General features: G+C 52.4%; 26 protein-coding genes and 1 pseudogene. 9 read left to right on the forward strand and 18 right to left on the reverse strand.

Features of this window, described 5'->3' with window-relative positions; genetic code table 11:
* Positions 1-5: 5 nt before the first annotated feature.
* On the reverse strand, positions 6-1,064 hold the full coding sequence (locus tag Q3Y66_RS20175; RefSeq protein ID WP_008958505.1) for an IS110 family transposase: 1,059 nt from the start codon (positions 1,062-1,064) through the stop codon (positions 6-8).
* Between the two features lie 216 nt (positions 1,065-1,280).
* Positions 1,281-2,239, reverse strand: a pseudogene (locus Q3Y66_RS20180) (IS3 family transposase); the annotation flags it as partial.
* A 79-nt stretch (positions 2,240-2,318) separates the two neighbouring features.
* Between Q3Y66_RS20180 and Q3Y66_RS20185 the strand changes: the two are divergent.
* Complete coding sequence (locus tag Q3Y66_RS20185) at positions 2,319-2,858, forward strand: thioredoxin domain-containing protein (protein WP_303319609.1); 540 nt, start codon at positions 2,319-2,321, stop codon at positions 2,856-2,858.
* A 596-nt stretch (positions 2,859-3,454) separates the two neighbouring features.
* Here Q3Y66_RS20185 and Q3Y66_RS20190 read toward each other — a convergent pair.
* The 6 genes from Q3Y66_RS20190 to Q3Y66_RS20215 all read right to left on the reverse strand — a co-directional run bounded on the left by Q3Y66_RS20190 (position 3,455) and on the right by Q3Y66_RS20215 (position 8,725).
* A complete protein-coding gene (locus Q3Y66_RS20190) occupies positions 3,455-4,018 on the reverse strand; it encodes a manganese efflux pump MntP family protein (RefSeq protein WP_008958508.1) in 564 nt (187 codons plus the stop codon).
* Positions 4,019-4,275: 257 nt separating this feature from the next.
* Positions 4,276-4,644, reverse strand: a complete 369-nt coding sequence (locus tag Q3Y66_RS20195) for a hypothetical protein (RefSeq protein WP_139041571.1) — start codon at positions 4,642-4,644, stop codon at positions 4,276-4,278.
* A 75-nt stretch (positions 4,645-4,719) separates the two neighbouring features.
* Positions 4,720-6,387 (reverse strand): phosphoethanolamine transferase, encoded by a 1,668-nt coding sequence (locus Q3Y66_RS20200; protein ID WP_144815837.1) that lies wholly within the window; start codon positions 6,385-6,387, stop codon positions 4,720-4,722.
* Between the two features lie 24 nt (positions 6,388-6,411).
* Positions 6,412-7,098, reverse strand: a complete 687-nt coding sequence (locus Q3Y66_RS20205) for a phosphatase PAP2 family protein (RefSeq protein WP_008958379.1) — start codon at positions 7,096-7,098, stop codon at positions 6,412-6,414.
* The gene (locus Q3Y66_RS20210; RefSeq protein ID WP_238528547.1) at positions 7,080-7,457 is read right to left on the reverse strand and encodes a diacylglycerol kinase; all 378 of its coding nucleotides are present in this window, start codon (positions 7,455-7,457) and stop codon (positions 7,080-7,082) included. Before Q3Y66_RS20210 ends, Q3Y66_RS20205 begins: the two co-directional genes overlap by 19 nt.
* A gap of 74 nt (positions 7,458-7,531) precedes the next feature.
* Positions 7,532-8,725 (reverse strand): glycosyltransferase family 9 protein, encoded by a 1,194-nt coding sequence (locus Q3Y66_RS20215; protein ID WP_008958377.1) that lies wholly within the window; start codon positions 8,723-8,725, stop codon positions 7,532-7,534.
* Positions 8,726-9,017: 292 nt separating this feature from the next.
* Here Q3Y66_RS20215 and Q3Y66_RS20220 point away from each other — a divergent pair, with 292 nt between their 5' ends.
* Both Q3Y66_RS20220 and Q3Y66_RS20225 read left to right on the forward strand, forming a co-directional pair.
* Positions 9,018-9,680, forward strand: coding sequence for a response regulator transcription factor (locus Q3Y66_RS20220; protein ID WP_008958376.1), 663 nt, complete (start codon positions 9,018-9,020; stop codon positions 9,678-9,680).
* The gene (locus tag Q3Y66_RS20225) at positions 9,677-11,068 is read left to right on the forward strand and encodes an ATP-binding protein (RefSeq protein WP_008958375.1); all 1,392 of its coding nucleotides are present in this window, start codon (positions 9,677-9,679) and stop codon (positions 11,066-11,068) included. Before Q3Y66_RS20220 ends, Q3Y66_RS20225 begins: the two co-directional genes overlap by 4 nt.
* A gap of 179 nt (positions 11,069-11,247) precedes the next feature.
* Here Q3Y66_RS20225 and Q3Y66_RS20230 read toward each other — a convergent pair whose 3' ends face one another.
* Both Q3Y66_RS20230 and Q3Y66_RS20235 read right to left on the reverse strand, forming a co-directional pair.
* Positions 11,248-12,618 carry an MFS transporter gene (locus Q3Y66_RS20230; RefSeq protein WP_008958374.1) on the reverse strand — a complete coding sequence of 457 codons (1,371 nt, stop codon included), beginning with the start codon at positions 12,616-12,618 and terminating at the stop codon, positions 11,248-11,250.
* Positions 12,619-12,653: 35 nt separating this feature from the next.
* On the reverse strand, positions 12,654-12,929 hold the full coding sequence (locus tag Q3Y66_RS20235; RefSeq protein WP_008958373.1) for a metal-sensing transcriptional repressor: 276 nt from the start codon (positions 12,927-12,929) through the stop codon (positions 12,654-12,656).
* Positions 12,930-13,056: 127 nt separating this feature from the next.
* Between Q3Y66_RS20235 and Q3Y66_RS20240 the strand changes: the two genes are divergently transcribed.
* From Q3Y66_RS20240 to Q3Y66_RS20250, 3 genes are all read left to right on the forward strand, one after another.
* Complete coding sequence (locus Q3Y66_RS20240) at positions 13,057-13,422, forward strand: hypothetical protein (protein WP_008958372.1); 366 nt, start codon at positions 13,057-13,059, stop codon at positions 13,420-13,422.
* 139 nt (positions 13,423-13,561) lie between these two features.
* Positions 13,562-14,212 (forward strand): HupE/UreJ family protein, encoded by a 651-nt coding sequence (locus tag Q3Y66_RS20245; RefSeq protein WP_035586969.1) that lies wholly within the window; start codon positions 13,562-13,564, stop codon positions 14,210-14,212.
* Positions 14,213-14,227: 15 nt separating this feature from the next.
* The gene (locus Q3Y66_RS20250; protein ID WP_008958370.1) at positions 14,228-15,001 is read left to right on the forward strand and encodes a hypothetical protein; all 774 of its coding nucleotides are present in this window, start codon (positions 14,228-14,230) and stop codon (positions 14,999-15,001) included.
* A 130-nt stretch (positions 15,002-15,131) separates the two neighbouring features.
* Here the strand turns inward: Q3Y66_RS20250 and Q3Y66_RS20255 are convergent, their stop codons facing one another.
* Positions 15,132-15,458 carry a hypothetical protein gene (locus Q3Y66_RS20255; RefSeq protein WP_238528543.1) on the reverse strand — a complete coding sequence of 109 codons (327 nt, stop codon included), beginning with the start codon at positions 15,456-15,458 and terminating at the stop codon, positions 15,132-15,134.
* A gap of 102 nt (positions 15,459-15,560) precedes the next feature.
* Here Q3Y66_RS20255 and Q3Y66_RS20260 point away from each other — a divergent pair, with 102 nt between their 5' ends.
* The 3 genes from Q3Y66_RS20260 to Q3Y66_RS20270 all read left to right on the forward strand — a co-directional run bounded on the left by Q3Y66_RS20260 (position 15,561) and on the right by Q3Y66_RS20270 (position 17,905).
* Complete coding sequence (locus Q3Y66_RS20260; RefSeq protein ID WP_008958368.1) at positions 15,561-15,929, forward strand: transposase; 369 nt, start codon at positions 15,561-15,563, stop codon at positions 15,927-15,929.
* Positions 15,926-16,261 carry an IS66 family insertion sequence element accessory protein TnpB gene (gene tnpB, locus Q3Y66_RS20265; protein ID WP_008958367.1) on the forward strand — a complete coding sequence of 112 codons (336 nt, stop codon included), beginning with the start codon at positions 15,926-15,928 and terminating at the stop codon, positions 16,259-16,261. The genes Q3Y66_RS20260 and tnpB overlap by 4 nt, the downstream gene beginning before the upstream one ends.
* 93 nt (positions 16,262-16,354) lie before the next feature.
* Positions 16,355-17,905: an IS66 family transposase gene (locus Q3Y66_RS20270; RefSeq protein ID WP_008958366.1), complete on the forward strand. Its 1,551-nt coding sequence runs from the start codon at positions 16,355-16,357 to the stop codon at positions 17,903-17,905.
* A 273-nt stretch (positions 17,906-18,178) separates the two neighbouring features.
* On the opposite strand, the gene Q3Y66_RS20275 is transcribed toward Q3Y66_RS20270, so the two are convergent.
* The 7 genes from Q3Y66_RS20275 to Q3Y66_RS20305 form a co-directional block, all read right to left on the reverse strand.
* Complete coding sequence (locus Q3Y66_RS20275) at positions 18,179-18,502, reverse strand: TniB family NTP-binding protein (protein ID WP_035586967.1); 324 nt, start codon at positions 18,500-18,502, stop codon at positions 18,179-18,181.
* A gap of 62 nt (positions 18,503-18,564) precedes the next feature.
* Positions 18,565-20,427 carry a Mu transposase C-terminal domain-containing protein gene (locus Q3Y66_RS20280; RefSeq protein ID WP_008958364.1) on the reverse strand — a complete coding sequence of 621 codons (1,863 nt, stop codon included), beginning with the start codon at positions 20,425-20,427 and terminating at the stop codon, positions 18,565-18,567.
* Complete coding sequence (locus Q3Y66_RS20285; protein ID WP_008958363.1) at positions 20,420-21,100, reverse strand: heteromeric transposase endonuclease subunit TnsA; 681 nt, start codon at positions 21,098-21,100, stop codon at positions 20,420-20,422. Before Q3Y66_RS20285 ends, Q3Y66_RS20280 begins: the two co-directional genes overlap by 8 nt.
* A gap of 120 nt (positions 21,101-21,220) precedes the next feature.
* Complete coding sequence (locus Q3Y66_RS20290; protein WP_008958362.1) at positions 21,221-21,496, reverse strand: hypothetical protein; 276 nt, start codon at positions 21,494-21,496, stop codon at positions 21,221-21,223.
* Entirely contained in the window at positions 21,486-21,815 is a 330-nt protein-coding gene (locus tag Q3Y66_RS20295; RefSeq protein ID WP_008958361.1) for a hypothetical protein, read from the reverse strand. The genes Q3Y66_RS20290 and Q3Y66_RS20295 overlap by 11 nt, the downstream gene beginning before the upstream one ends.
* 265 nt (positions 21,816-22,080) lie before the next feature.
* Positions 22,081-22,302 (reverse strand): hypothetical protein, encoded by a 222-nt coding sequence (locus tag Q3Y66_RS20300; RefSeq protein ID WP_008958360.1) that lies wholly within the window; start codon positions 22,300-22,302, stop codon positions 22,081-22,083.
* Between the two features lie 50 nt (positions 22,303-22,352).
* Positions 22,353-22,862: a hypothetical protein gene (locus Q3Y66_RS20305; protein ID WP_008958359.1), complete on the reverse strand. Its 510-nt coding sequence runs from the start codon at positions 22,860-22,862 to the stop codon at positions 22,353-22,355.
* Positions 22,863-22,901 lie beyond the last annotated feature (39 nt).

Raw genomic sequence — 22,901 nt, forward strand, 5'->3', positions numbered from 1 at the left:
CTATGTCAAATATTCTCCCGTAATTTTCCAAGATCCCTCATTATCAACGGGAATAATTCTCGAACAATATATCTTTTCAGGCAGCGATGGATTTCCTTAGACGTAAGGCCTTCCGCTGTTCGGCGGTTCACGTAAGCACGAGTTCGGGGGTCGCTTCGCATTCTAACCATAGCAATCGTCCACAACGCATTGTTAGCAGCTCGGCTGCCGCCTCGATTTAGTCGGTGCCTCGTCGTCTTGCCTGAAGAGGCGGGCAGAGGGTTTACACCGCAAAGCGAAGCCAATGCTGCCTCATTCCTTAGGCGCCCAGGGTTGTCACCGGCAACGGACAAAAGAATAGCCGCAGTATGAGGACCTACGCCAAAGCGACTCCGTAACTGTTGCGCATGTGCTTGGGTAAGTGTTTCCAGCTGCTTATCAAATTGTACTAATTCGGCAGCCAGCCTCAGCCATCGCTTGGCAAGTGATCTGAGCGTTGAGGCCAACGCTTGCAAGAGGACACTATCACCCAAGTTGCGAACCTTTGCACAAGCCTTCACGCAGTCGCCTGTTTTCGCTCTCCATAGCTTCTCGCGGATATCCTGTGGTGCACTAACCAGCAAGGCCCGTAATTGATTGATGGCTTGCGTCTTAGCTTTTACGGCGCTGCGCCTGGCCACGGATATGATGCGCATCGCCTCACACGCACCTGATTGCTGTTTAGGTGTGGCGGTCGCTATACCTGACAACACTGCTCGGGCTGCACTCTCGGCATCCGTCGGGTCGGACTTGCCCTGCTGCCGTCGCTTCGATCTATCAGGTCGGTTAACTTCAAGAACCGTGATTTCATTATCGATCAGGAAACGGCAAAGACCTGCACCGTAGGTTCCTGTCCCTTCGATACCTGCACGAGTCAGTGTGCCAAAAGACGAAGCCCAGCTTAGCAAATCAGAATAACCTGCTGAGGTTGCGGAAACAGACCGAGTTCCAAGTAACTGACCTATCTCGCTGATAACCACACCTACATGTACATCCAGGTGTGTATCTACACCTAGAATAACTTCCTGTTGCGGTTCAAGTTTCATGGGACGCACTCCTTAGTGGTGGCGTATTCCCAATCTCAATCGCAGGACAGGACACTCACGGTGCAGAACAAAGCTCCTATTAGGTCACCAACGCTGAGCCCGGGAAGCCTCGGGGAACATCAGTACTGACCGACAGGTCAATGCAAAGGCAATTAAGCCAATCCCAGCACGGGTCAGGCCAATACGATGTTCACAAGAATAGTAGACTGAGTGACGCTCCCAACAGTTGCCACGTCGACTCATGCTTTGTGTCACTCGATAGCGCCAGAGCCTCTGACGGAACTTACGGCTGGCATACTGGCTTCCCTGATCCGAGTGGAACATGACTTTCTCTGGCTGACCACGCTGTTCCCAGGCATGGTCTAGAGCTTTGACGACCAGATCGGCGTCCGGGCTGGATGACATCGCCCAGCCGACAACACGTCGGGCGTATAGGTCCAGCACAACGGCCAGGTAACTCCATCGCTGGCCACTCCAGATATAGGTGATGTCACCGCACCAGACCTGATTAGGCTGTTCTACAGCAAACTCCCGGTCTAGATGGTTCGGGATATCCGGTCGTTCAATGGTAGCTTGCTTATAAGCGTGAGGGCCTGGCTGCTTACAGATTAGCCCTAGCTCACTCATCAACCGTCGAACCTTGAAGCGGCCAATAACCACGCCGTCATCGTTGAGCATGCCTTTGATCGTCCTGCTGCCAGCAGAGCTGCGGCTCTTGGTAAAAAGGCGGCTTACCTGAGCTTTCAGAGCTAGACGCTCAACGTCTATATGGTTCCGTCGTTGGCGGTTCTCGTAATAGCTGGAACGGCTGATATCGAACGCATTGCAGACCATTTCAACAGGCATTTGCTCACTCAACTGGTCTATCAGCGCGTACGATTCATGTCGTCCGACATCAAGAGAGCGGTAGCCTTTTTTAGTATGTCTTTCTCCATCTCAAGCCGCTTGCAGCGGGCTTCCAGCTCCTGGATTCGGCGCTGTTCAGGGGTCAAGGCTTTGCCCATCGGGGTAATGCCCTCACGCTCTTCCGTCAGCTGTTGAACCCAGCGCCGGATGGCGCTTTCCCCAACACCCAGAGAAGTGCTTGCCTGGGGGATGGTGTAACCTTGATCCAGCACAAGGCTGGCTGCTTCCTGCTTGAACTCGGGCGTAAAGGAACGTCGTTTTCTGGTCATCAGACACCTCGTTTATGGTGGCGATCTTACCACCTACGTTGGTGTCCGGAATCAGTGAACCACTACAGAGGACTCCTTGGTGCGCTCACACTCCCCCATCTTGGGGCGAGAAGACGCGCCGGTGACGATTGTGGAATTCTTCGATCCGGCTTGCGAAGCCTGCCGTGCTTTCTACCCCCTGACAAAAAGTATTCTGGAAACCTACCCAGAAAAAGTGCGGCTCATCGTGCGCTACACTCCTTTCCACGGCGACGTATCTGATAAGGCCATTCGGGTATTAGAAGTCGCTCGTCGTCAGGGCGTCTTTGAACCGGTACTTGAGAGGCTGCTGGCTCGCCAGGATCAATGGGCTTCACATGGCAGTTTTGATGAATCCGCTATCCTCGATATCGCGAGCCAAGGGGGCCTTGATTTAGCGGCTGCCGAAGAGCAACTGACTTCTGCTGAGGTGCAGGCGGTGATTGACCAAGACATGGCGGATGTCAGAGCCAATCAGATTCGCCAAACACCCACCTTTTTTGTCAATGGCGAGCCTTTAGACCTCTTTGGTATGCAAGAGCTGATTGATGCCGTTGAGAGTGAAGTAGCGGAGATCTCTGGGGAAGAGGATGGCCAGTGATGCAGCGCTGGTGGTTACTAGGCTTGGTGGGCTTTTACCCCTTGCTAGCCGAAGCCAATTGGCAAACGCATCTGTCATTGCCACCGTCTGAACTTAGCCCTGTCAGGTTCACAGAATAGCGGCATAGAAGTGGGAAAGTATCGGGTAGGTTTATAAAGGGTTGTTTTTTGCCTTCATCTCAGCGGTCGTGACATTCATGCAAGGAGCCCATTGAGCGCTGACATGCAGGTTGAGAAAAGCAGTCCTCCTGCCAATAAGGTGGGGAAGACTCATTTCGACTTGTGTTTTTTATAAAGTGCATTTTTAGATTATTCGGTACGTCTCACTTAGCTATGCTGCCGTCCTTCAAAACCTTAAATTGACACCATGATTGGACATGTCTCATCCCAAAGTCAGCTGGTCACTATCCAGGAAGGCCTATAAGTTCAAGTGCCCTAACCCTAAAAAGGAAAATGTCCCTTGCGAAGCTTCTGTGATGAAATTCTTCAGTAAAGTAGGCATCACTCGTGGTGATTTACCCAAATAGCCCTCTTTCCCAGAGGGTTGCTACGCATATTGCTTTAATACTGTCTCTGAATGACATAGATCAGTAAAGATTAATTAAAAAAGGCAGTATGCTCGGCTAACACTCCAAGTCCAATACCAATTAAAACGATCCCACCGATCAGCTCAGCCCAATGGCTAACGTATTTGCCAAGCTGGTGACCCAACAAGGTGCCAATTGATGCCATGACAGTAGTGGCTAAACCAATAGCTAAGCTGGTAGCGATGATATTAGCATCAATAAAGGCGAGGCTTGCACCAACGGCCATGGCATCAATACTCGTAGCAATAGCCGTTAATATCAATAACCATAGTGTTTGCTTTTCTTGGGCTATTTTGTCTTCTTTGCATAGGCCCGAATACACCATATGTAAACCAATAACCACTAAGATCGAGAACGCAACCCAGTGATCCCAAGCCTGCACAAAGCGCTGCGATGCTACCCCGGCCAACCAGCCCAGCAGGGGTGTTATGGTCTCGATAGTACCAAATATCAACCCAATGCTGATGGCGTGCCGAAACGAGGGTTTTTGTAGCTCAGCGCCTTTGCTGATGGAAGCAGCGAAGGCGTCTGCCGACATGGAAAAGGCCAAAATCAATATGGTGGCAAATGTCATGACATGGTGTCTCTGGCTGAAAATCCGACGCTCTAAATCAAGTCACCCAAAATGCCTGCTATACTTGAGTAAATTAGTCGGGTATTAAAAGACTTCCAACATTATCATTTCCGGCTAGATAAACAAGTCAAAACGCAAAAAAAATAGTTCGCCTTGTATAAGACACTTAGCATAGGCTAATCATGTTTCCTAAAACTTCACTTTTTCCCTGACTGCATTAATAAGTGAATAATATCTCAAATATTATATATTAAATTTTAACCCAATAAACATAATATTATTAACGTTCCAACTCCTGCAGCTCCTAACGCGTCGAGCGTATCTATGAACTCATTTTCTGCCATTTTCAATACACTGAAAGAATAACAGCGACCAAGTAACTGTGATATACCATTTGACGTTACACTTAATACAGCGATAGTGATTTCGATGTTTTCTATTCCCGTTAACCATAGCAGAGTCGTTAGTAAAGCAATCAAAACAACGCTGACTTTAAAGGAAAGCCATTTAGCAGAATGATTAGAGGTACTGGCACCGCCTACCAAGCCCCCTGCTGCTGCCTTTTTTTTGGGTAGCAGCTGTCTCCAAAATCCTTGCTTGGAGTCCAATAGATGCGATAAAACCATGTGCATACACCAGAATAGTTGAGCAGAATGGAGAGCAGCTTGCCATGGAATACTTAACGATCACTTAAGCATTCATTAATTGGCGAGGCTCCGGCACGGTTGGCTAATATCTTCTGCCTGCTGATATACGTCCGTTGCTACGCCAAGCAACCCCAGCACGCTGTGAAATAAGTTATCGTGGGAAGCGGCTTGATCTGAGACTTGGCGTAAGCACTCCGTATCGAGTCCTCGCTGCTTTGAAAATGAGTTGGAAAGCCACCAAACCATAGGCACATGGGTCTGTTCATCGGGAGCAATGGCATAGGGAATGCCGTGCAAATATAGGCCATTTTCACCCAGTGATTCACCATGATCAGAGAGATAGATCATCGCAGTTGCGTAGTCATCCTGACGCTTTAACGTCTCAATCACCTGATCCAACACAGTGTCGGTATACAGAATGGCATTGTCGTAGCTGTTGGTAATGTCGTCTCTTGAGCACTTGGCTAAATCAGCGGTGGTGCAAGCGGGAACAAAACGTTCGTAGTCATCAGGGTAGCGTTGGTAATAGCTGGGGCCATGGTTGCCTAGCTGATGCAGCACAACAACCTGATCAACGGAGGTACCGCTAATTTGCTTGGTCAAGGCTTGAACCAGTGCTTCATCCAAGCATCGCCCTTCCTGACACAAAGACGCATACTCCTCTGGCGAGAGCGCTTTTGTCGTCACTCCGTCGCAGACACCTTTACAGCCTGACTGGTTATCAAGCCAGGTGGCCTCTAACCCGGCGTGGGCTAATACGTCCAGCAAGGATTCATGTTGCTGAGCATACAATTTTTCGTAATCGGCACGCCCTGGTAATGAAAACATGCAGGGTAATGAGACTGCTGTGCTTGTACCGCATGAGGAAACATCTGAAAAATTGATAACGTCAGGCTGCAGGGCAAGTTTAGGTGTGGTTTGGCGTTCATAACCATTTAACCCCCAATTCGCCGCCCGTACCGTTTCGCCCACCACGATGACGAGAAGTGTGGGTTTGTCACCCGCTTGTGAATTGATACGGGCGTCCTCACCCACCGGGGAACGCACCGTATTCGCGGAAGCGTGTTGGCTCGAAAGGGCCTGCGCCATCGAAACAATATAATTACCTGGGGTCACCAAGTAGCGTAGCTCTTTATTGTTGCGCATGAGTGACGACACTTCTTGGTAAGATAAGAAAATTGCTAACAGCAATATAGCAGTGCTGGCAAGGCAATAAGCCGAACGACGCAACACTGCCTTCTTCCAGGTTGACGGTGTGATTTTAACGCGCCAAATTATGATGGTTGGCAAACAGAAAAAGATGACTAAATGAATCAGTAATCCGGGTGTAAAAAGCTCTTGTGCCTCGTTAGTATCCGTTTGAAGCACGTTGTCTAACATTGAAGTATCAAAATAGGTGCCGTAATAGCTAGTGAAGTAACTGACGAAGGCGGCAATCAGAAAAAGCAAGGTTAATAATGGCTTCACCAACATTCGAAAAGCAAGGCTCACGAAGACCAAATAGTTAAGGCAGGTCATCACCAAAAACATATTGGCAAAAGTTAGCCACGTCTGGACGGCAAGAGGGTCATAGCCAGCAAAGGCTTGTTGCCAAAAAGAGACATTGTAAAAAACACTGAATATGACAACGGCCCATAAGACAAGCTGCTCCGTGCTTAATGTGGGGCGATAATGCCAAGCGGTGCCAACAACTTTTGAAGGCCATGATAGCAAAGGACGCATCGAAAGGCTCTCTGAATGAAAAGATTAATGAACGCTGGGGTGTAATAAGAATCTTGAAAGGACAAAGCTTACGGTCCAACAAATCATGACGGTCCAGAGGTCGTGGGAGAGAAAGTGCGCCCCGCGGAACTGTTGAGTGATCCCAAACGTAAGGCCAAGCCCTAAACCCAGCGAAAGCCCTGCCCATCGCCAATGGGGCCGTATGGCGGCAAAAAAGAAGTAGAGGGCTACCCACGTATATCCTGCGCTGGCATGCCCGGCGGGAAAGCAGGCGGATGCTGGCATTGAGGAAGGCCGTGTATTGAGCAAGCCAATAAAGTCTCGTTCACCACCATAGCGAACTAAATCCCAAGGGCATTCCATGTTCACAAGTTGTTTAAGCGTTGCGACAAGCAGCGTAGAAAGAAGCGTTGCGGAAAAAAGATATAAAAGCGGCGTGCGATACGCTTTAAAACGAGTTACCACGGTGCTTAGTATCAAAAGGAGGAGTGTGACTAAACCCATCGCTAAGCTTAGCCATTTACCGCCTGTGTGAAGAACATCTTGGGTAATCAAGGTATCTTTCCACGCCCAGGCATTACCTTGAAAGCGATATATAACGTCAGTTATCGTAAAATCTATGTTTAAAATACTGAAGACCGACATGGCGATTAGAAATAAAAGCCATACGGATGCTAGGGATTTGAGAACATTTAGTAGAGCAGCACGCATAGCCACACACCCATCATCATAAAAAGGGTCATCATGACGGCGGCAGCCCCCATGTCTTTAGCACGCCCGCTAAGTTCGTTATGTTCTAGTCCAATACGGTCAATGGTGCATTCGATGGCGGAGTTAATGAGTTCCACTATCACTACAAGGGTGAGTGAAGAAAACAGCAATGCTTTTTCTACGGAAGTGGCATTAACAAAAAATATAAAAGGGTAAAGGACGAGGCATAGTATCACCTCTTGTCTAAATGCAGACTCATTTATCCAGCAAGCTTTTAAACCCGATACTGCATTAATAGAAGCGCGGAAGATGCGTTTGACACCCGTGCCATTAGGTTTTGACGTCGTTGAAATAGGCAAGACAGTACTCTCGATAACGTAACAGTAGGGTCACTGTAAAGCGCAAAACTTAACGAACAGTTATGCGCTTTAATTCAGTAGCTAGAATGCAAAGGGGCAGCGCTGGGTGGTGTTCTAACCCGCTGTGTTGGTTGGTTTGTTGCCGAGGCCAGTTGAACGGGAGCGGTTGCGTTTTGTCCGTCAAGATTAGCGCTGATAGCGTCTATTACCGTGCTGATCTCTGGGCGCCACAGAATAGTGTCATAGGCTTCTCGTGGTACGAAGGCGAGTGATTTTTTCTGGCGTACTAGGGAAATGGTGGCGACATCGAGTGCTGCCGCTAAGTGCATAGGCCCGGAGTCTGGTGTCACGAGTAACCGCGCTCGCCCTAGAACAGCGGCAAAGTGACGAATAGGAAGCGGCGGGCATAAGCTACCATACAGTGATGACATCAAGCGCTGCTCAATAGGGGCTAGAAGCCTAAACTCCTCCGGTCCAAGGAAAACGACATAACGTATTTTGCAGGCTTCCATGGCATCGATGAGCATTAGCCAAAATGCCAACGGCCAACGTTTGTTTTGATGCCCGCCTACGAAGATCGCAATAAAGTCTGTATCTGATGAGTGGTCGCTATGCAGACTGAATAGCTGTCGTATCTTCGTCATGGCTTGATAGCGTTCCTGATCCGTTAGCTGGAGCAGTGGCCGATTATGGCAAGCAACACCGAGCGGGCGTGTCAAATTGACGATGGCATCATAGGCATGTGATGACTTACCTTCCGCCTCAATGTTGTACCAGCGCTGGTGACCTTTACCTGAACCCATGCTGTACCGTGCTCCTATTAACCGGGTCACGATAAAGCCGCTCGTTGAACCTCCGCTCACTTGTACCGCTAGATCATAGCGTTGTGCCCGTAAGCGTCGTAATAGCGTCACGCACTGCCAGGGACGGAGAATGGCGGTTCTCGACAGTAAATGAAAATGATCAACAGGACGTTGCTGCAACAGTGGCCATGTTTTATCCGTCGCTAAATAATCTATGCGCGCAGAAGGAAAACGTTCACGAAAAGCATCGATGACAGGGGTACTGATTAGCGCGTTGCCCAGACGAAAATTGGGGCGAATAATGAGAATTTTTTCTATGCCCACAAGGTTATTAATGGTTTCTGGTGCAGGCGCTTTGACGATATACCGTATACCTCCGAGTAAAAATCGCTTCATTCTTTTTTCTAAAAAACGGGCCATTATTTTTAAATAATAGTTTGTTCTAATCAGTGTTAGTAAGTGCATACTCTGGCGCTCTATTCAGTTAATAGAAAATGACCTGCCCGTGGTAGCGACAGGGCAGATTCAAAATGACCGCCAGTGAAGGCGCTGCTTTGGCTTTGCCCATGGCGAAAGAGGCAGCTTGAGCCTAAGTAACTTAAAGAAGAGTTAAGCTGCGTAAAAGGTTTGCAAAAAAGGGTGGCTGACTTACAGGTTGAATTCAGATGCGTATGCTTTGTGGGGGATACGTTGCCGTATTTAAGAAAAGCTTAAGTTTTAGTGGCGAAGATAGCGGTTTGTAGATTGGGGGAGCAGCATGCGTGCACTGCTAATAGAAGATGATTCCTTACTTGGGGATGGCATTAAAACGGCGCTGGAACGCGAGGGGTACACGGTCGATTGGTTTATGCTTGGCCGCGAGGCAATCAGCGCTATCGAAAGCGAGACATTCAGTGTGATTATTTTGGATCTTGGCCTGCCTGATATGGACGGCATGCAGGTACTGCATTTACTCCGTCAGCAATCCACTCTACCTATTTTGATTTTGACGGCCCGCGACGCAATGGAAGACCGTATTGGCGGTTTAGATGCGGGGGCTGATGACTATGTGCTCAAGCCTTTTAACTTGAAGGAGTTACTTGCCCGTTTGCGTGTCGTCATGCGACGCGCTGAGGGGCGCGCTTCGCAAGTATTGACACTGGGAGCGCTGAGTATTGATGAGGCGCGTCATGCGGTGAGTTGGCGGGGCAAAGACGTAAAGTTGGGTCGACGCGAGTATGCTCTATTGTTAGAGCTAGCCAGGCACCCCGACAGAGTGCTGTCTCGTCCCCGTTTGGAAAATCTGCTTTATGGTTGGGGCGAAGAGGTCGAGTCCAATGCGGTGGAGGTTCACATTCATCATCTGCGTAAAAAGCTTGAAAAGCATCTGATTATTAACGTGCGCGGGATTGGCTACCGGTTGGATAGTCAAGCACAATGATATCGATACGGCGTTATCTACTCCGCACGCTGGCCATAGCCCTGGTTGTTGCGGGGGGCGTCGCGTTTACCGCGGCCTACTTAATCACAGGTCATGAGTTAGAAGAAATTCTTGATACACAGCTCAGTCTGCATAGCCGGATTGTGGCTGGCCAACTCGATCCAAACGCGACAATTGACGACTATGCTCGCCTGGCTTCTCGGATGGGCCTTCCAGAACATCCGGCTCAGCTATATCGCGACGGGAACACAGTGCCTGTCAGCAGTCCTGAATCAGATCCCAAGCTTTACCACGAGGAAGAGCTTAAATTAGTCCTTGGTTTTTGGAATGCCGATGGCTCACCTAGGCTGCTAGGGGGCACATGGAATGATGCAGGCCCTTTCCCCGCCCCTTTAGAGGAGGGTTTTCGCTGGGAAAGCTACGATGGGCATCGCTGGCGGGTTTTCAGCATGTTCGATATTGCCAGCGATACCTGGATCAGCATGGGGCTACGCGGTTCGTTTCATGATGAAGTGGTGGAGCGCATCACCTGGAACAATTTATTGCCGATGCTCTTTTTGCTACCACTCCTCCTTTGGCTGATGAACCGTATTATCCGGCGAGGTACCGCGCCCATCCAAGCGCTTTCCAGCCAGGTGCAGGGCCGCTCCGCCCACGATCTGCGTCAAATCGATAATCTTGTTCCTCAAGAGCTTAATGAATTACGCCAATCGCTAAACGACTTTATCGCCCGGTTGAAAGAAACATTAGAACGCGAGCGGCGCTTCACTGCAGATGCGGCCCATGAATTACGCACGCCCTTGGCAGCGCTGAGAATCCACTTAGATAATGCGCAGGCAGGGGGAGAGCAATCATTACAAAAGGCTTATGTCGGGGTTGAGCGGCTTCAGCGGGTGGTAGAACAACTGCTTATTTTGGCTCGATTGGATCAAGGGGCCACAACCTCACCGGCCACTATCGATCTCTATCCGATTATTGCTGAACTGGTAGCTGAGCTGTGGCCACTCGCTGAAGAGCGAAACCAGCACCTGAGGCTAACAGGCTTAACCCAGTTGGAGACTCGCGCCGACGAAGTCGAGGTGGGTATTCTCTTTCGTAACCTCCTGGATAACGCCTTGCGCTATACGTCAGAAGGCGGTCAAGTGGAGGTAGAGTTAGCGTTTTGGGAAGGGTTGCCTCGGCTCACGGTGAGAGACACTGGCCCCGGACTCCCCGAGGCACTTTTGGATAAAGTCACTGAACGCTTTAGGCGCGCGTCTGGCCAGGGCACCACCGGCAGCGGATTGGGTTTGTCGATTGTCTCGGAGTTGGCCCAGCGCCAAAACGCATGCCTTACGCTTAGTAATCGCACGCCCAACGGTCTAGTGGTCAGTGTGACGTGGGGGTAACACCACACCAGCAGCAAGATTGCTGAGTCATTGGCTGGCCACTGCCAGGGATCGCCGATACGTTCAAGCAAGGAAAATGTTCTCTGCGAAGCTTCTGGGGTGAATGCCTTCAGTAAAATAGGCATCACCCGTGGTAATTTAACCTAATAGGCATCTATTAACTTGTCAGCCTTAATGTGTCACGAAGGCCATCGTGTATGGTGGTTATCAATGACAAATATGTGCCGATGCACATTTCTGGGATGATGGTGGGGATGGCGATGAGGTTCCGGCCCTTCCCACCCTTCATGCTCGTGTTGATGGTGTTCATCGTGATAGTGAAGATGACTATGACGAATAGGCGAGTGCTCATGCGCAATCTCTATTGGATCTCGACGAGGCCAAGCAAACGCAGCAAGCCCCGTCGCCGTTAAAGCCACGGTTCCGAGCATTGCGAATGTTCCTGCCATTCCCATATTCAGCCCTATCCACCCTGCCAACGGGTAGGTGATCAACCAGCAACCGTGTGACAAAGAGAATTGGGCAGCAAATAGCGCTGGACGATCCTCCGCCTGGCAAGAACGCTTGAGCAAGCGCCCTGTAGGGGTCATGACCATCGAAGCGCCTGCCCCCAGTAGCAACCATAGCCCGACAAGTCCCGCAAACGATGGGCCTAGCCAGCCTAAGTAGAGACTGAGCGCCATGATAACGCCACCCAACAGCATGACTGGTCGTTCAGGCAATCGATCCAGTACCTTGGGTAGCAATAAGGCCACCAACATGGAGCCCCCACCTGCGGCCGCAAAGGCCAAAGCTACTTCTTTCTCGCCAAGCCCCAACATAGAGCGAACAAGCACTACCGTATTGACGATCTGCATCGCTCCGGCGGCTGAGACCGCCAAGTTCAACGCCAACAAGCCGCGCAAACGAGGTGTTTTTAGATAAATCCGTATGCCGTAAGAAACGCGACGCCAAACGCCGGGAATATCCTCTAGCGGTTGTGACGCAGGCAACAGCACCGATATAACCAGTGAGGCAGAGATCACGAACGCCAGGGCGTTGAGTACAAACAGGACATCAAAGCTCATCACCATCAGCAATGTCGCTGCTACCATCGGGCTAAGAAGATTCTCTAAATCGTAGGCAAGGCGTGACAGGGATAATGCTCGCGTGTATTGCTCTTCGTCTTCTAGGATGTCTGGTATTGTCGCCTGGAAAACGGGCGTGAAGCCTGCTGAGCAAGCATTGAGTAGAAAGATCAGCACATAGATTTGCCACACTTCTGTAACGAAAGGCAGTGCGCAAACCACGGCTGCTCGCAGCAAGTCGAGGCTAACCAACAACATGCGTCGAGGTAGGCGTGAGGCGTAAGCACCCACCAGTGGCGCAATGCCCACGTAGGCAACCATCTTAATCGCCAGCGCTGTACCTAGTACGACACCCGCCTGCCCCCCAGCAAGATCATGAGCCAGTAACGCTAGGGCAACGGTGGTCAGACCGGTACCAATCAGTGCAATGACCTGAGCGAAAAAGAGATGGCGATAGACGCGATGGGCGAGTACATCGAGCATAGAACGTTCCTCACGAGAGGGGAGCTTAGATGCATTTACAGGTAGCGGGCAATGGCCTTGAACTCTTCAGCCCGCGCCCGCTGTGTTTGATCCTGAGCGCCCAAGGCATCCTCTAGGCAGTGATCGATATGATCTAAAACCAAGGCACGTTTGGCCTGTTGAATAGCCTTCTCAACCGCATGGAGCTGCTGGGCAATGTCTAGACAGTGGCGACCATCCTCTATCATCTGCGTCACACTCGAAAGATGCCCCCGAGCCCGGTTCAAGCGCTTGATGATGTCAGGATGTGACTGGTGCGTATGTATTGTCATTTTCTTTCCCTTATTCTATTCCTATCCCCCTGGAGGGGATGGTAATCTATTATTGCTACGCGGCGCTACGGCGTAAGCAAACTGTTATCTACTTTTTTATCATCAATTTTTGTCCTGGTTGCTTCAAATGCTCAATCGGCTGCGTCACCGCCTTGGCTATCTGACCCTGCTACTGCTGTTTTTGCCTAGCCTGATGCTTACCAGTGTGGGCGAAGCGAGTGCGCATGGCGCAATGAGCCTGGTTGGCGTTGAGTCATCTCACCAGGAGAGTGTGCAGAAGGGCCATGGGCATTCCCATGGGCATAAGCACGATGACGGTCGACATCTTTCTCATGAGAGCGGCAGTCACTTCCACGAACAAGCGGATCGCTTGGGGGCGGGCCTTGTCATCGCTCCGAACGTCCGTCATGCCCTGCGGCTAGGCGAACGGCGCGGTTTACCCCTGCGTCGCGCCTACCGATTGGAGCGACCACCACGGCCAGTTGTCGCTTGATAACTGGGGCCATCCTTCGGGTGGCCAATACTAATGTCAGACCCGTGGAGGTTACATGTTTCCATCCCAAGTAAGGGGTGTGCTCGGCTTGCCTATGATGGCCCGACGCCACGCCTTAGCCTTTCTAACTCTGCTGTTAATGCTACTGGGAGCCAGTGGCGAAGCGCTTGCTCACGCGGTGGCTGAAGGTGACAAGGGCTACATCCAAGAGATCTATGGCGTTAATCTGATCTCGTTTATGTATCTCGGTGCCAAGCACATGGTAACGGGGTATGACCATATCCTGTTTTTGCTAGGGGTCATCTTTTTCCTCTACCGAATGCAGCATATCGCTATTTACGTCAGCCTCTTTGCCATCGGTCACTCGACGACCATGCTGCTCGGGGTGTACTTCAATATCGGCATCAATAGCTACCTAATTGATGCCATCATCGGGCTCTCCATTGTCTATAAGGCGCTCGATAACATCGGCGCATATCAGCGCTGGTTCGGCTTTCAGCCCAACACCAAGGTCGCCACGTTGGTGTTCGGTCTGTTTCATGGCTTTGGCCTGTCGAGCAAGATCATTGAGTACGATATCTCACCCGATGGTCTCGTCCCTAATCTCCTGGCATTCAACGTAGGCGTAGAGATCGGCCAGCTACTGGCATTGAGCGCCATTCTCATTGTGATGGGCTTCTGGCGACGCACTACTGGCTTCTTACGTCATGCGTATACCGCCAACGTCGCCATGATGTGTGCTGGTTTTATGCTGGTGGGTTATCAACTGACCGGCTATTTCATTGCCTAATTGAAGGAGTTACCGATGTATAACACTGACCTTCCAACCCGTGCCGAGCTGCCGTCAACGGGTAAGTTACTGCGCTCTACGTTGATGGCAGCCGTTATTGCCGCCGCCTTGCTGATCAGCGTCGTGCTGCCTGCTGAGTATGCCGTTGACCCCACCGGCGCTGGGCGCTTGTTGGGACTGACTGAGATGGGAGAAATCAAGACCCAGTTGGCTGAGGAAGCCGAGCTCGACCAAGCCAATGATCAAGCCAGTGCCCAACAGGCTTCTGAACCCACTGCACCTCAAGAGGCCGTTAGTGATAGCCAACCTTCGACCGCAACCGCTAGTGCTGCACCGACTTCAGACGTAGAGAGGGGGCAAGTAGCCGCTTCGTTACCAGAAGACCAAAAGATGGAGCAGACTGAAGCAAACGTAGCGCTTGCTGACGCTCCAGCCGCTGAGGAGACATCTACCCAGGCAACTGAAGAAACTGCGGCATGGGGTGATGAGGTGACTTTTACACTCGCGCCAGGTGAAGGTACCGAGTATAAGCTAACGATGGACGAAGGTGCTGTAGCGAAATTCGCTTGGATGTCCGACGGTGGGCCACTTAATTTCGATACCCACGGCGATGGCAATGGAAACTCAATCAGCTACGAGAAGGGGCGTGGCGTACCTGAGGATGAGGGAGAGCTTGAAGCTGCTTTCACTGGCAACCACGGCTGGTTCTTCCGTAACCGCAATGACAACGACGTGACCGTGGTCTTGCGTGTTGGGGGAGACTACGGGGAGCTGAAGAAAATGCTTTGATCTCTCCCTCGAATCACCCCGGCCAACAGGCCGGGGTGGTACATCCATAACGCACCTAACGACAAACACCAGGGTTTACACTTAAGTGCGCTTTGGTGCTTGCTAACGTATCAAGCAGGCGCATGCGCCCTCATGCAATAGGCAGCCAGTAGCTCACACCCTCCAAGCTAACCCGAACCCCGTCTCCTGAATGCTCTATGGTCTGCTGACGAAGTGCTTTTTTAGATACTTTCTTGTCATGAAAGTACTCCATGGCTGTGACGATCCACCGATCCCTCCACTCTTCCTCTTTATCAACGCACTTAGCCATTTGCATCATGGTGTGAGCCAACTTTTCTTTTCGCCGTTTTCTTGCTCGCTTCTCATCCACTCTAGGAGCCAGTGTGGTGGCATGTTGACGATTTAAGAAATTGGTAAACCCCGTCACCGAGGCTGCTTGTCCGGGCACCGCACTCAAGTAACTGTCTACATCACCGTATCCGGCCGGTGAACACACCTTCCGCTGAGACCCGACTTCGATGACGGTAGGTGTCCACCTATTCCTTAGTGGACACCTATTATGAGTGAGTTAAGCGTATTGGAGGCGCCTCGAAAGCGTCGCCGCTTTACAGCCGAGTTCAAGGCCGGCGTCGTCGAAGCGTGCCAACAACCTGGTGCCTCAGTGGCTGGCATCGCGTTGGAGCATGCTCTGAACACCAATCTGGTCCATAAGTGGATCCGTGAGGCTCGTCGCTCGGCGCCGGTAAGTGAACCCCCGGCATTTGTCCCGTTGCCGATGGCAAGCACCGCAACGCTGGCCTCGACCCCGCTTCGGGAAGCCGAGCGTATTCGACTTTCACTGCCGAGCCCCAAAGGCACGGTGACCATCGAATGGCCATTGTCCGATGCGCAGGGGTGTCGGGCGCTGCTTCGGGATCTGCTGTCATGATGCGTATCGACGAGATCTGGCTGGCCACCGAACCATTGGACATGCGCGCTGGTCCCGACACGGCTCTGGCCAGGGTGGTGAAGGTGTTCGGCGCCGCCCGGCCACACTGCGCCTATCTGTTCGCCAATCGCCCCGGTAACCGCATGAAGGTGTTGATCCACGATGGCCTGGGCATCTGGCTGTGCGCCCGGCGTCTGAACCAGGGCAAGTTTCATAGGGCCGGCAACGGGCACGGTGATCGCGTCGAGCTCTCTCCCGAACAGGTGACAGCGCTGGTACAAGGTCTGCCCTGGCAGCGCATTGGGGCCGCCGGCGTGATCTCGGTGGTCTAAGGCGCACCTGCCACGAACGGCACAAAACGCCGTGGCGGGGTATTCGATGATAGGCCCATCCCCTTTTCCTCAGGCCGCTGGCATACTCACCCGATGAACGCGCCATCCGACCTGTCTCAGCTCTCTCCCGATCAGCTCCGCCACCTGGCGGCATCGCTGATGTCGCAGGTCGAGCAGCAGGGACAGGCATTGGCGCAGAGCCAGAAAACACTGCGTCACACTGAGCAGGTCAACCAGAAGCTGACCTATGAACTGGCACTGCTCAAGCGTCATGCCTTCGGCAAGCGCAGCGAACAGCTCAACGTCCTGCAAATCAGCCTGCTGGACGAGGGGGTGGATGCCGACATCGCGGCCATCGAGACCGAGTTGGAAGACCTGGCCACCCCCGACACGCCGCCAGCGACCAAGAAGACGCCTACGCGCACCCCCTTGCCCCCTGAGTTGCCGCGCACCGAGATCCATCATGATCCGGAGAGCGAGCACTGTGAGTGTGGCTGCCAACGGCGGCGAATTGGCGAGGAGGTCAGAGAGAAACTCGATTACACGCCGGGCGTGTTCCACGTCGAACGCCATATCCGCGGCAAATGGGTCTGTGACCAGTGCGAAACACTGGTCCAGGCGCCGATGCCGGCACAGATCATTGACAAGGGCATCCCCACCGCCGGCCTGCTGGCTCAGGTGCTGATTGCCAAATATGCCGATCATCTACCGCTCTATCGCCAGGAGCAGATCTTTGGCCGCGCCGGCGTACCGATTCCGCGCTCCACCCTGGCGGAGTGGGTCGGTATCTGCGGCGTACGGCTTCAGCCACTGCTCGATGCCTTACGCAACCTGCTGCTTAATGAGCCGGTACTGCATGCCGACGAGACCCCGGTGCCGATGTTGGCGCCGGGGAAGAAGAAAACCCACCGGGCCTACCTCTGGGCCTATGCCACCACGCCCTATGCCGAGTTGAAGGCGGTCGTCTACGACTTCAGCGAGGGGCGCGGCGGTCAGCATGCTCGCGACTTTCTTGGCGACTGGCGAGGCAAGCTGATCTGCGACGACTACAGCGGCTACAAGCAGAGCTTTGCCAAGGGCGTGACCGAGATCGGCTGCATGGCCCACGCACGACGCAAGTTCGTCGACTTGCACGTGGCCGACAAGAGCCAGATCGCCGGGCAGGCCATCGCGCTAATCGGCCAGCTCTACCAGGTGGAGCGCGAGACACAATCGCTCACCGTGGAAGAGCGTCAACGATTGCGGGAGACACGCGCAAGGCCCCTCGTCGACGCGCTGTACCGCTGGATGTTGGCGCATCGCGAGAAGGTCCCGAACGGCTCGGCGACGGCCAAGGCACTAGATTACAGTCTGAAGCGTTGGGCAGCGCTAACGCGCTACCTCGACGACGGTGGACTACCCATTGACAATAATCGGGTAGAAAACCTGATTCGCCCTTGGACGCTCGGACGTTCGAACTGGCTATTCGCCGGGTCACTGCGCAGTGGCCAGCGCGCGGCCAACGTTATGAGCCTGATCCAGTGCGCCAAGCTCAATGGCCATGATCCTTACGCCTACCTTCGAGACGTTCTGGAGCGATTGCCGACCCACAAGGCCAGCCAACTTTACGAACTCCTACCGCAAAACTGGCAAAAAACCGCCTGATAACACGCCCGCGGTGATCGGCGGACGCTTACACATCACCCTGGTTAGGTAGACGCTGTCCCTCTCGGTCAGTATTGAGCAACAATGCGGCTGCCGCGCTTAGTGCAAGTCGTGCGGAGGTGTGGGATGTTTTGCCCGCCTGTATACAGGTTTCCAATTGCAGCCAATAGGCTTGCAGCACTTGGTCTGATAATGAAGCGGACGGCATAGAACTGAGACATGCTTGAATACGTCTTTTCTCAGAGTCGATCTTCTTTGCTTGGTTATCCGGCTCTACAGACTTTTCTCATCGGCACTCGGTGGGGCTTGAGTGACGATCACGGGTTTCACAGGTTCTACGTCATCATTCACGTAGCCCTCACCGTACTGTTTACGAAACCGTTGAACGATGGTTGTCTTTCCGTTGTTGGAGTCACCCACGAGCAAAAGGTTAGGCATACGAGGGCGACTAGGCTTCTCCATCAGCCCACGCATGACCTCAATGACACGATTAGCCAATGGATACCCCAACCATCGCGGTTGATCCATAAACTTCATTCGCTCTTTAGCGGACAGCCCCAAGACATGACGAAGATCAGGATGAAGGTGTGTGCTCATGCTATGTCCCAATTCACATCGATATCACCCGATAAGAGACCATCTCCCTGAGCGGGTGACTCTTAGGGGGGCGCGGTTGAGGGCGCATGTAAAAGGGGATCTGCAGGTGTCACCTTCTTCTCATGCTCTTTACGTCGTTGTGCCTGACGGCGACTTCGCTTAGTGCGTGCTTGCGACTCCTCCACATGGGTTCGCAGTTCACTAATAGCGCGTAGGATTTCAGACTCGTTCACCGAGCTCCTACCTTCCTGGCGAAGGCGCGCCTTCGCCTGTGCATACTCCCAAACGCTCATTGAGGGGAGGGCAAGATTGGCAAAGGGAATGCGAAAATAGTGGCCGAGTTCTGGGTCTTTGAACCAAATGACACTAATGTCGCGAGGGTCGCGTCGGAATACAAAAGTACGTTTCTTGTTTGGCGTGTCTGGATCTTTAGCATTGATCCATGGCCTTAGCGCCTCGTCGTAATAGTTCATGCCATCGATGGTCAAACCAAAGGTCTGGATCGTGCGCTGAAAGCTGGGCAAAAAATCGAGCAATACAGAAAGTCTATCAGCAGGCCGTGGTGCTAAGCCCACTCCCTGCACGTCAGCATTGCCAAACACACCGATTTCCCATTTCCTCATCGGTGACATACCAATTCCAGAATGAAGACGCTGGTGGTAAACCTTACAAATCAACGTCACCAGCCACTCTTCAAACTCGCTTTTCGTCATGGCTGCGTGTTTCTCTGGATCGTACCCCTCTTTCTCTTTAATGGAGGAAAAGGTCGTCCCAGGCATGTTATGGATCTCCTTGAGAAGAGAGCCCAGCAACCGCTCGATGTGACCACCGTAACGAGGCTGCTTAACAGGCCGAAATTCAAGGTTGATCCCATAGGCTAGGCATGAGCGCCGAAACGTCTCTGAGCGAAAATCTGGGCCGTTATCGACATGAATCGTGGCGGGAGTGCCCCATACCGGCCACTTTGCCTCCACGTTATGCAGCAGCAACCATTCATCTTTAGGCAGCATTGATTGAGCCACGCACAAGCCGACGGATGTTTCAGAGGGTGGGTCGAACGATAAGTAATAGCCCGTGACTACGCGAGTGCACACGTCCATTGCCAGCGTGATCCATGGTCGACCAATCGGTTTGCGATGCACGTCATCCACCAAAATAATATCGGCAGGCGTGTGGTCAATCTGCATGACCGCTAGCGGATAGTCCGCATTGGGAAATTTTCCAGCCGCCGGCTGAAACTTATTAATCGCTTTGTCTCTAAAGCCATGGCCACGCAATCGGTCACGCTCCGGGATATCACGCAGACGAGCACGAACGGTACCAGGGCTCGGCGGGTCAATGCGCCGTTCATGGCAGCGCCGCATCACTTCCTGTACCGCTTTTTGCGCGGAGGGACGCTGCAGCGTCAGGTACACGTCTTTGATGACTTCCTGAATTACCGCTTCGGCATGCGCGGGGATACGCGACTTACCCTTCTTCCATCCTGGCTTTTGAGGAATCAATGCAAGCACCGAGCCCGTCGCTTTATACCGCTTCAACCAACGGTAGATCGTGGCTGTATCCACACCCGTTTGTTTAGCACGCTCTTCCGCTGCATCTCGCCCTACGGTATGACGATCCACCAAGGGCTTAATGATGGAAAGGCGATGCTCAGCCTCCCGCCAATCGGCATCCCCAATCTCAGACATATCCTGCTCAAGGGGAGCAGGCCCGTTATGAAAAGGCGTTAATTCACTGATGCGAAGCGGACAACTACGCCCGGAGTCAACGGCAATACCAATGACCGTCTCAAAATCGAGCACCTGAGAAATACGGTAAACGGTGCCATCTTTCTGAACTTGCTCACCCACCGTGATCTGCAAGTGTTGGCGTGTTTGGGCGACGCCGCTACTGGGTTCAGCTGTGTTGTCACGATGATTATTCATAATCGGGTACCCACACCTCTGATAGAGGGCTAAAGGATTGAGCCATATCGCAATCTAGCTGCCGGGTCGCCAGCAGATGCCATAAATGCGCAATTCCCTCTGCCCGGTAAATGTCACCCATGAAGTGCCGAGACAGCAGGTAATCCAAGGTCGCCACCCCCATCTCCCTCACCGTGTTGAGCACTGCCTGGCTTTCAACAGAGGGAAACACCATTCGTTTGTAACGCGCCAAGAAAGTGATGTTGTCCAGGGTCTTATCACGAATGCGGCTTTCATCATGAATACGAAACGCCCAGCCCTCGTTGTTGGCATGCCGTATAGCCGCCTTCCATTTAGGCGACCATTCGCGCCAATGTGCTTGCCACTTTTCCCGTGGTTTGACCTCTACCAGGAGAGGTTTCGGGTAGTCCTTGTAATGACGGTTACCGAGACGGTAATAAACCAAATAATCCGGCGTGTAGGTGTAACGCCTACCGGTCACTGGATGATGAAACGGGATCTCGCACGGCTGGGATATCACACCAAGGACGCTCACATCAAAGTCAGCCTTTATGAGGAAATCACGTTCGAGCGTCGACTCGAACTCAATAGACTCCTCCCCGCGAAAGGCATAGTAGCCAGACACACTTCGTCGGGTAGGGCCGATGTTACGAACGGATGTAGGCAATGGCATGGGCAGTCGCACCAAATAGTGAATAAAACGCATTCTGTCGCAGCAATTTCTATTAAATCTGTCGCATTCAATCCTGTACAGACTGCCATAATAGCCCGATATTACGCGCTGAGGGTCGCATTAATTGCTGAAAATGACAGCATGCTGGACGCTCTGTAACCCCTGACCGCGAACCATCTCAACCCAGTCCCAATAAGGGAGGGCTGTATCCCCATTCTTGTACTCAAGCAGCCAGTCTTCCCGTGGGTAGAGGGCGTGCTGCGTCTTCTGTTGGGAAATGAGGGGATTCGTTTCGTGTTTGGATTGCTGATCCTGATAGCTTGGCATGGGAATACTCGCTAAATCATTTAAAGCACTGGCGGCTCCAAAGCCGCCAAGGATTGGCTTACCTGCCATAGACCGTCAGACCATCGGTAGGCGTGACATCAGCATCGAACATGAGCCAGCGGACGCCAGTTTTGCGCGCTTCACTGGCCAGACTGTTCAGCACTGGCACATCATTTGAAACTTTGGCTAACGGGTCGTATTCGGCTCCGTCATAGGTATATCCCGCTGAAATTACGAACCACTCCCGGTGCGCATTTGCACCGTTGATTTCGCGCCGTGCTAGGAGCGTTTCCACCGTTTCCACCTCCTCTTGAGGGAGATGGCCAGTGGTCAGAACGATCATGCTTTCAGCTTGGTTGAGCTTCGCGTAAGTCAGCGGGTTAGCCATGGGCTGTCTCTCTCTAAGTGCTTGGGAACGTCCCTCCATTATAGTCCTATATATAGGACTATTCCAGAACGAAAGGCAGTTTTAGACGCCAATATAATGAGTAATTCTGGTGTCATCCCGGATAGGGGGAGGACGGTCACATAGCAGATCGAAGATGCAGTTGGATTGTTTCGCATGCGAAACAAATACGCCGCCATCTAACGAAAATCGGGCAGCAAACCGCTAAGGTTGCTGCCCGATCGCGTACTTGCAGTCTCGCATGGGTTTAACTCGGCATCGTGTCGTTGTCATCGAGCGTTTCAGAGGCCGCGGAGAGGGATGCTTCGGCAAAGGCTGCCGCGTTCTCGCCGACTTCCTCGGGGCTTAATTTACCCCCTCCCTCGCCAAGCAGAATGGCGTGCATGGCGGTCATCGTGAAAACTTCCAGCCTGGTCATGTCCTGCGCAGACTTATTGAACCGCGAGGTGTTGATATTATCGTCAGCCATATTGCCCTCCAAAAGCTGAGCGGCCACTGCTTGAGTGGCCGCTGATCGGATCAGATTCGTTCCCAGTCGCCACCGGCATTCTGGCAGGTAGTGACATTTTGATCACTGTCCTCGGGGCCATCAGTGACAGTAATGTAGTAATCAATGCAGGTGCGGCCTTCACTATCGACATAAGGATCACTCTTGGCGATGTTCTGTTTCATGTTGGCCACGTCCTCGAACCCGACTTCAGGTTCGCCCTGCAACGCGGTGAAAGCACCACGCATCCCCTTATCGACCACGCCTAGTGCGCCAGCGCCAACAGCCCCGTAAGCCGCACCGCTCATACCGGCCTTACCGCCATTAACCAAACCCTGCATGCCCTGCATCTGACTGACTGACTCGGCTCCCGCTGCGCTGGCGCTACTGTTGTTACGACCGCCTATCACATCGGCCACACCTGTAATCGCGTTGACGGCTGAATTTTGCAACATGCCAGCCCCTTGCGGTGCTGCGCAACCGGCAGCCATAAGCAGCATTGAGGCGGCAGCCAGACCTTTGAGAGTTTGCTTGATAGTCATTTTGATCCCCTTTGTTCCCTTGTTTTGATGGCCTCGGGC

The sequence above is a fragment of the Halomonas sp. HAL1 genome (genome assembly GCF_030544485.1).
Lineage (GTDB): Bacteria > Pseudomonadota > Gammaproteobacteria > Pseudomonadales > Halomonadaceae > Vreelandella > Vreelandella arctica.

Coding starts and splice junctions, on each gene's coding strand:
- Q3Y66_RS20175 (WP_008958505.1), bottom strand. CDS start 1,064: ATGAAACTTGAACCGCAACAGGAAGTTATTCTAGGTGTAGATACACAC.
- Q3Y66_RS20190 (WP_008958508.1), bottom strand. CDS start 4,018: ATGACATTTGCCACCATATTGATTTTGGCCTTTTCCATGTCGGCAGAC.
- Q3Y66_RS20195 (WP_139041571.1), bottom strand. CDS start 4,644: ATGGTTTTATCGCATCTATTGGACTCCAAGCAAGGATTTTGGAGACAG.
- Q3Y66_RS20200 (WP_144815837.1), bottom strand. CDS start 6,387: ATGCGTCCTTTGCTATCATGGCCTTCAAAAGTTGTTGGCACCGCTTGG.
- Q3Y66_RS20205 (WP_008958379.1), bottom strand. CDS start 7,098: ATGCGTGCTGCTCTACTAAATGTTCTCAAATCCCTAGCATCCGTATGG.
- Q3Y66_RS20215 (WP_008958377.1), bottom strand. CDS start 8,725: ATGCACTTACTAACACTGATTAGAACAAACTATTATTTAAAAATAATG.
- Q3Y66_RS20220 (WP_008958376.1), top strand. CDS start 9,018: ATGCGTGCACTGCTAATAGAAGATGATTCCTTACTTGGGGATGGCATT.
- Q3Y66_RS20225 (WP_008958375.1), top strand. CDS start 9,677: ATGATATCGATACGGCGTTATCTACTCCGCACGCTGGCCATAGCCCTG.
- Q3Y66_RS20230 (WP_008958374.1), bottom strand. CDS start 12,618: ATGCTCGATGTACTCGCCCATCGCGTCTATCGCCATCTCTTTTTCGCT.
- Q3Y66_RS20235 (WP_008958373.1), bottom strand. CDS start 12,929: ATGACAATACATACGCACCAGTCACATCCTGACATCATCAAGCGCTTG.
- Q3Y66_RS20240 (WP_008958372.1), top strand. CDS start 13,057: ATGCTCAATCGGCTGCGTCACCGCCTTGGCTATCTGACCCTGCTACTG.
- Q3Y66_RS20245 (WP_035586969.1), top strand. CDS start 13,562: ATGCTACTGGGAGCCAGTGGCGAAGCGCTTGCTCACGCGGTGGCTGAA.
- Q3Y66_RS20250 (WP_008958370.1), top strand. CDS start 14,228: ATGTATAACACTGACCTTCCAACCCGTGCCGAGCTGCCGTCAACGGGT.
- Q3Y66_RS20260 (WP_008958368.1), top strand. CDS start 15,561: ATGAGTGAGTTAAGCGTATTGGAGGCGCCTCGAAAGCGTCGCCGCTTT.
- tnpB (WP_008958367.1), top strand. CDS start 15,926: ATGATGCGTATCGACGAGATCTGGCTGGCCACCGAACCATTGGACATG.
- Q3Y66_RS20270 (WP_008958366.1), top strand. CDS start 16,355: ATGAACGCGCCATCCGACCTGTCTCAGCTCTCTCCCGATCAGCTCCGC.
- Q3Y66_RS20275 (WP_035586967.1), bottom strand. CDS start 18,502: ATGAGCACACACCTTCATCCTGATCTTCGTCATGTCTTGGGGCTGTCC.
- Q3Y66_RS20280 (WP_008958364.1), bottom strand. CDS start 20,427: ATGAATAATCATCGTGACAACACAGCTGAACCCAGTAGCGGCGTCGCC.
- Q3Y66_RS20285 (WP_008958363.1), bottom strand. CDS start 21,100: ATGCCATTGCCTACATCCGTTCGTAACATCGGCCCTACCCGACGAAGT.
- Q3Y66_RS20290 (WP_008958362.1), bottom strand. CDS start 21,496: ATGGCAGGTAAGCCAATCCTTGGCGGCTTTGGAGCCGCCAGTGCTTTA.
- Q3Y66_RS20295 (WP_008958361.1), bottom strand. CDS start 21,815: ATGGCTAACCCGCTGACTTACGCGAAGCTCAACCAAGCTGAAAGCATG.
- Q3Y66_RS20300 (WP_008958360.1), bottom strand. CDS start 22,302: ATGGCTGACGATAATATCAACACCTCGCGGTTCAATAAGTCTGCGCAG.
- Q3Y66_RS20305 (WP_008958359.1), bottom strand. CDS start 22,862: ATGACTATCAAGCAAACTCTCAAAGGTCTGGCTGCCGCCTCAATGCTG.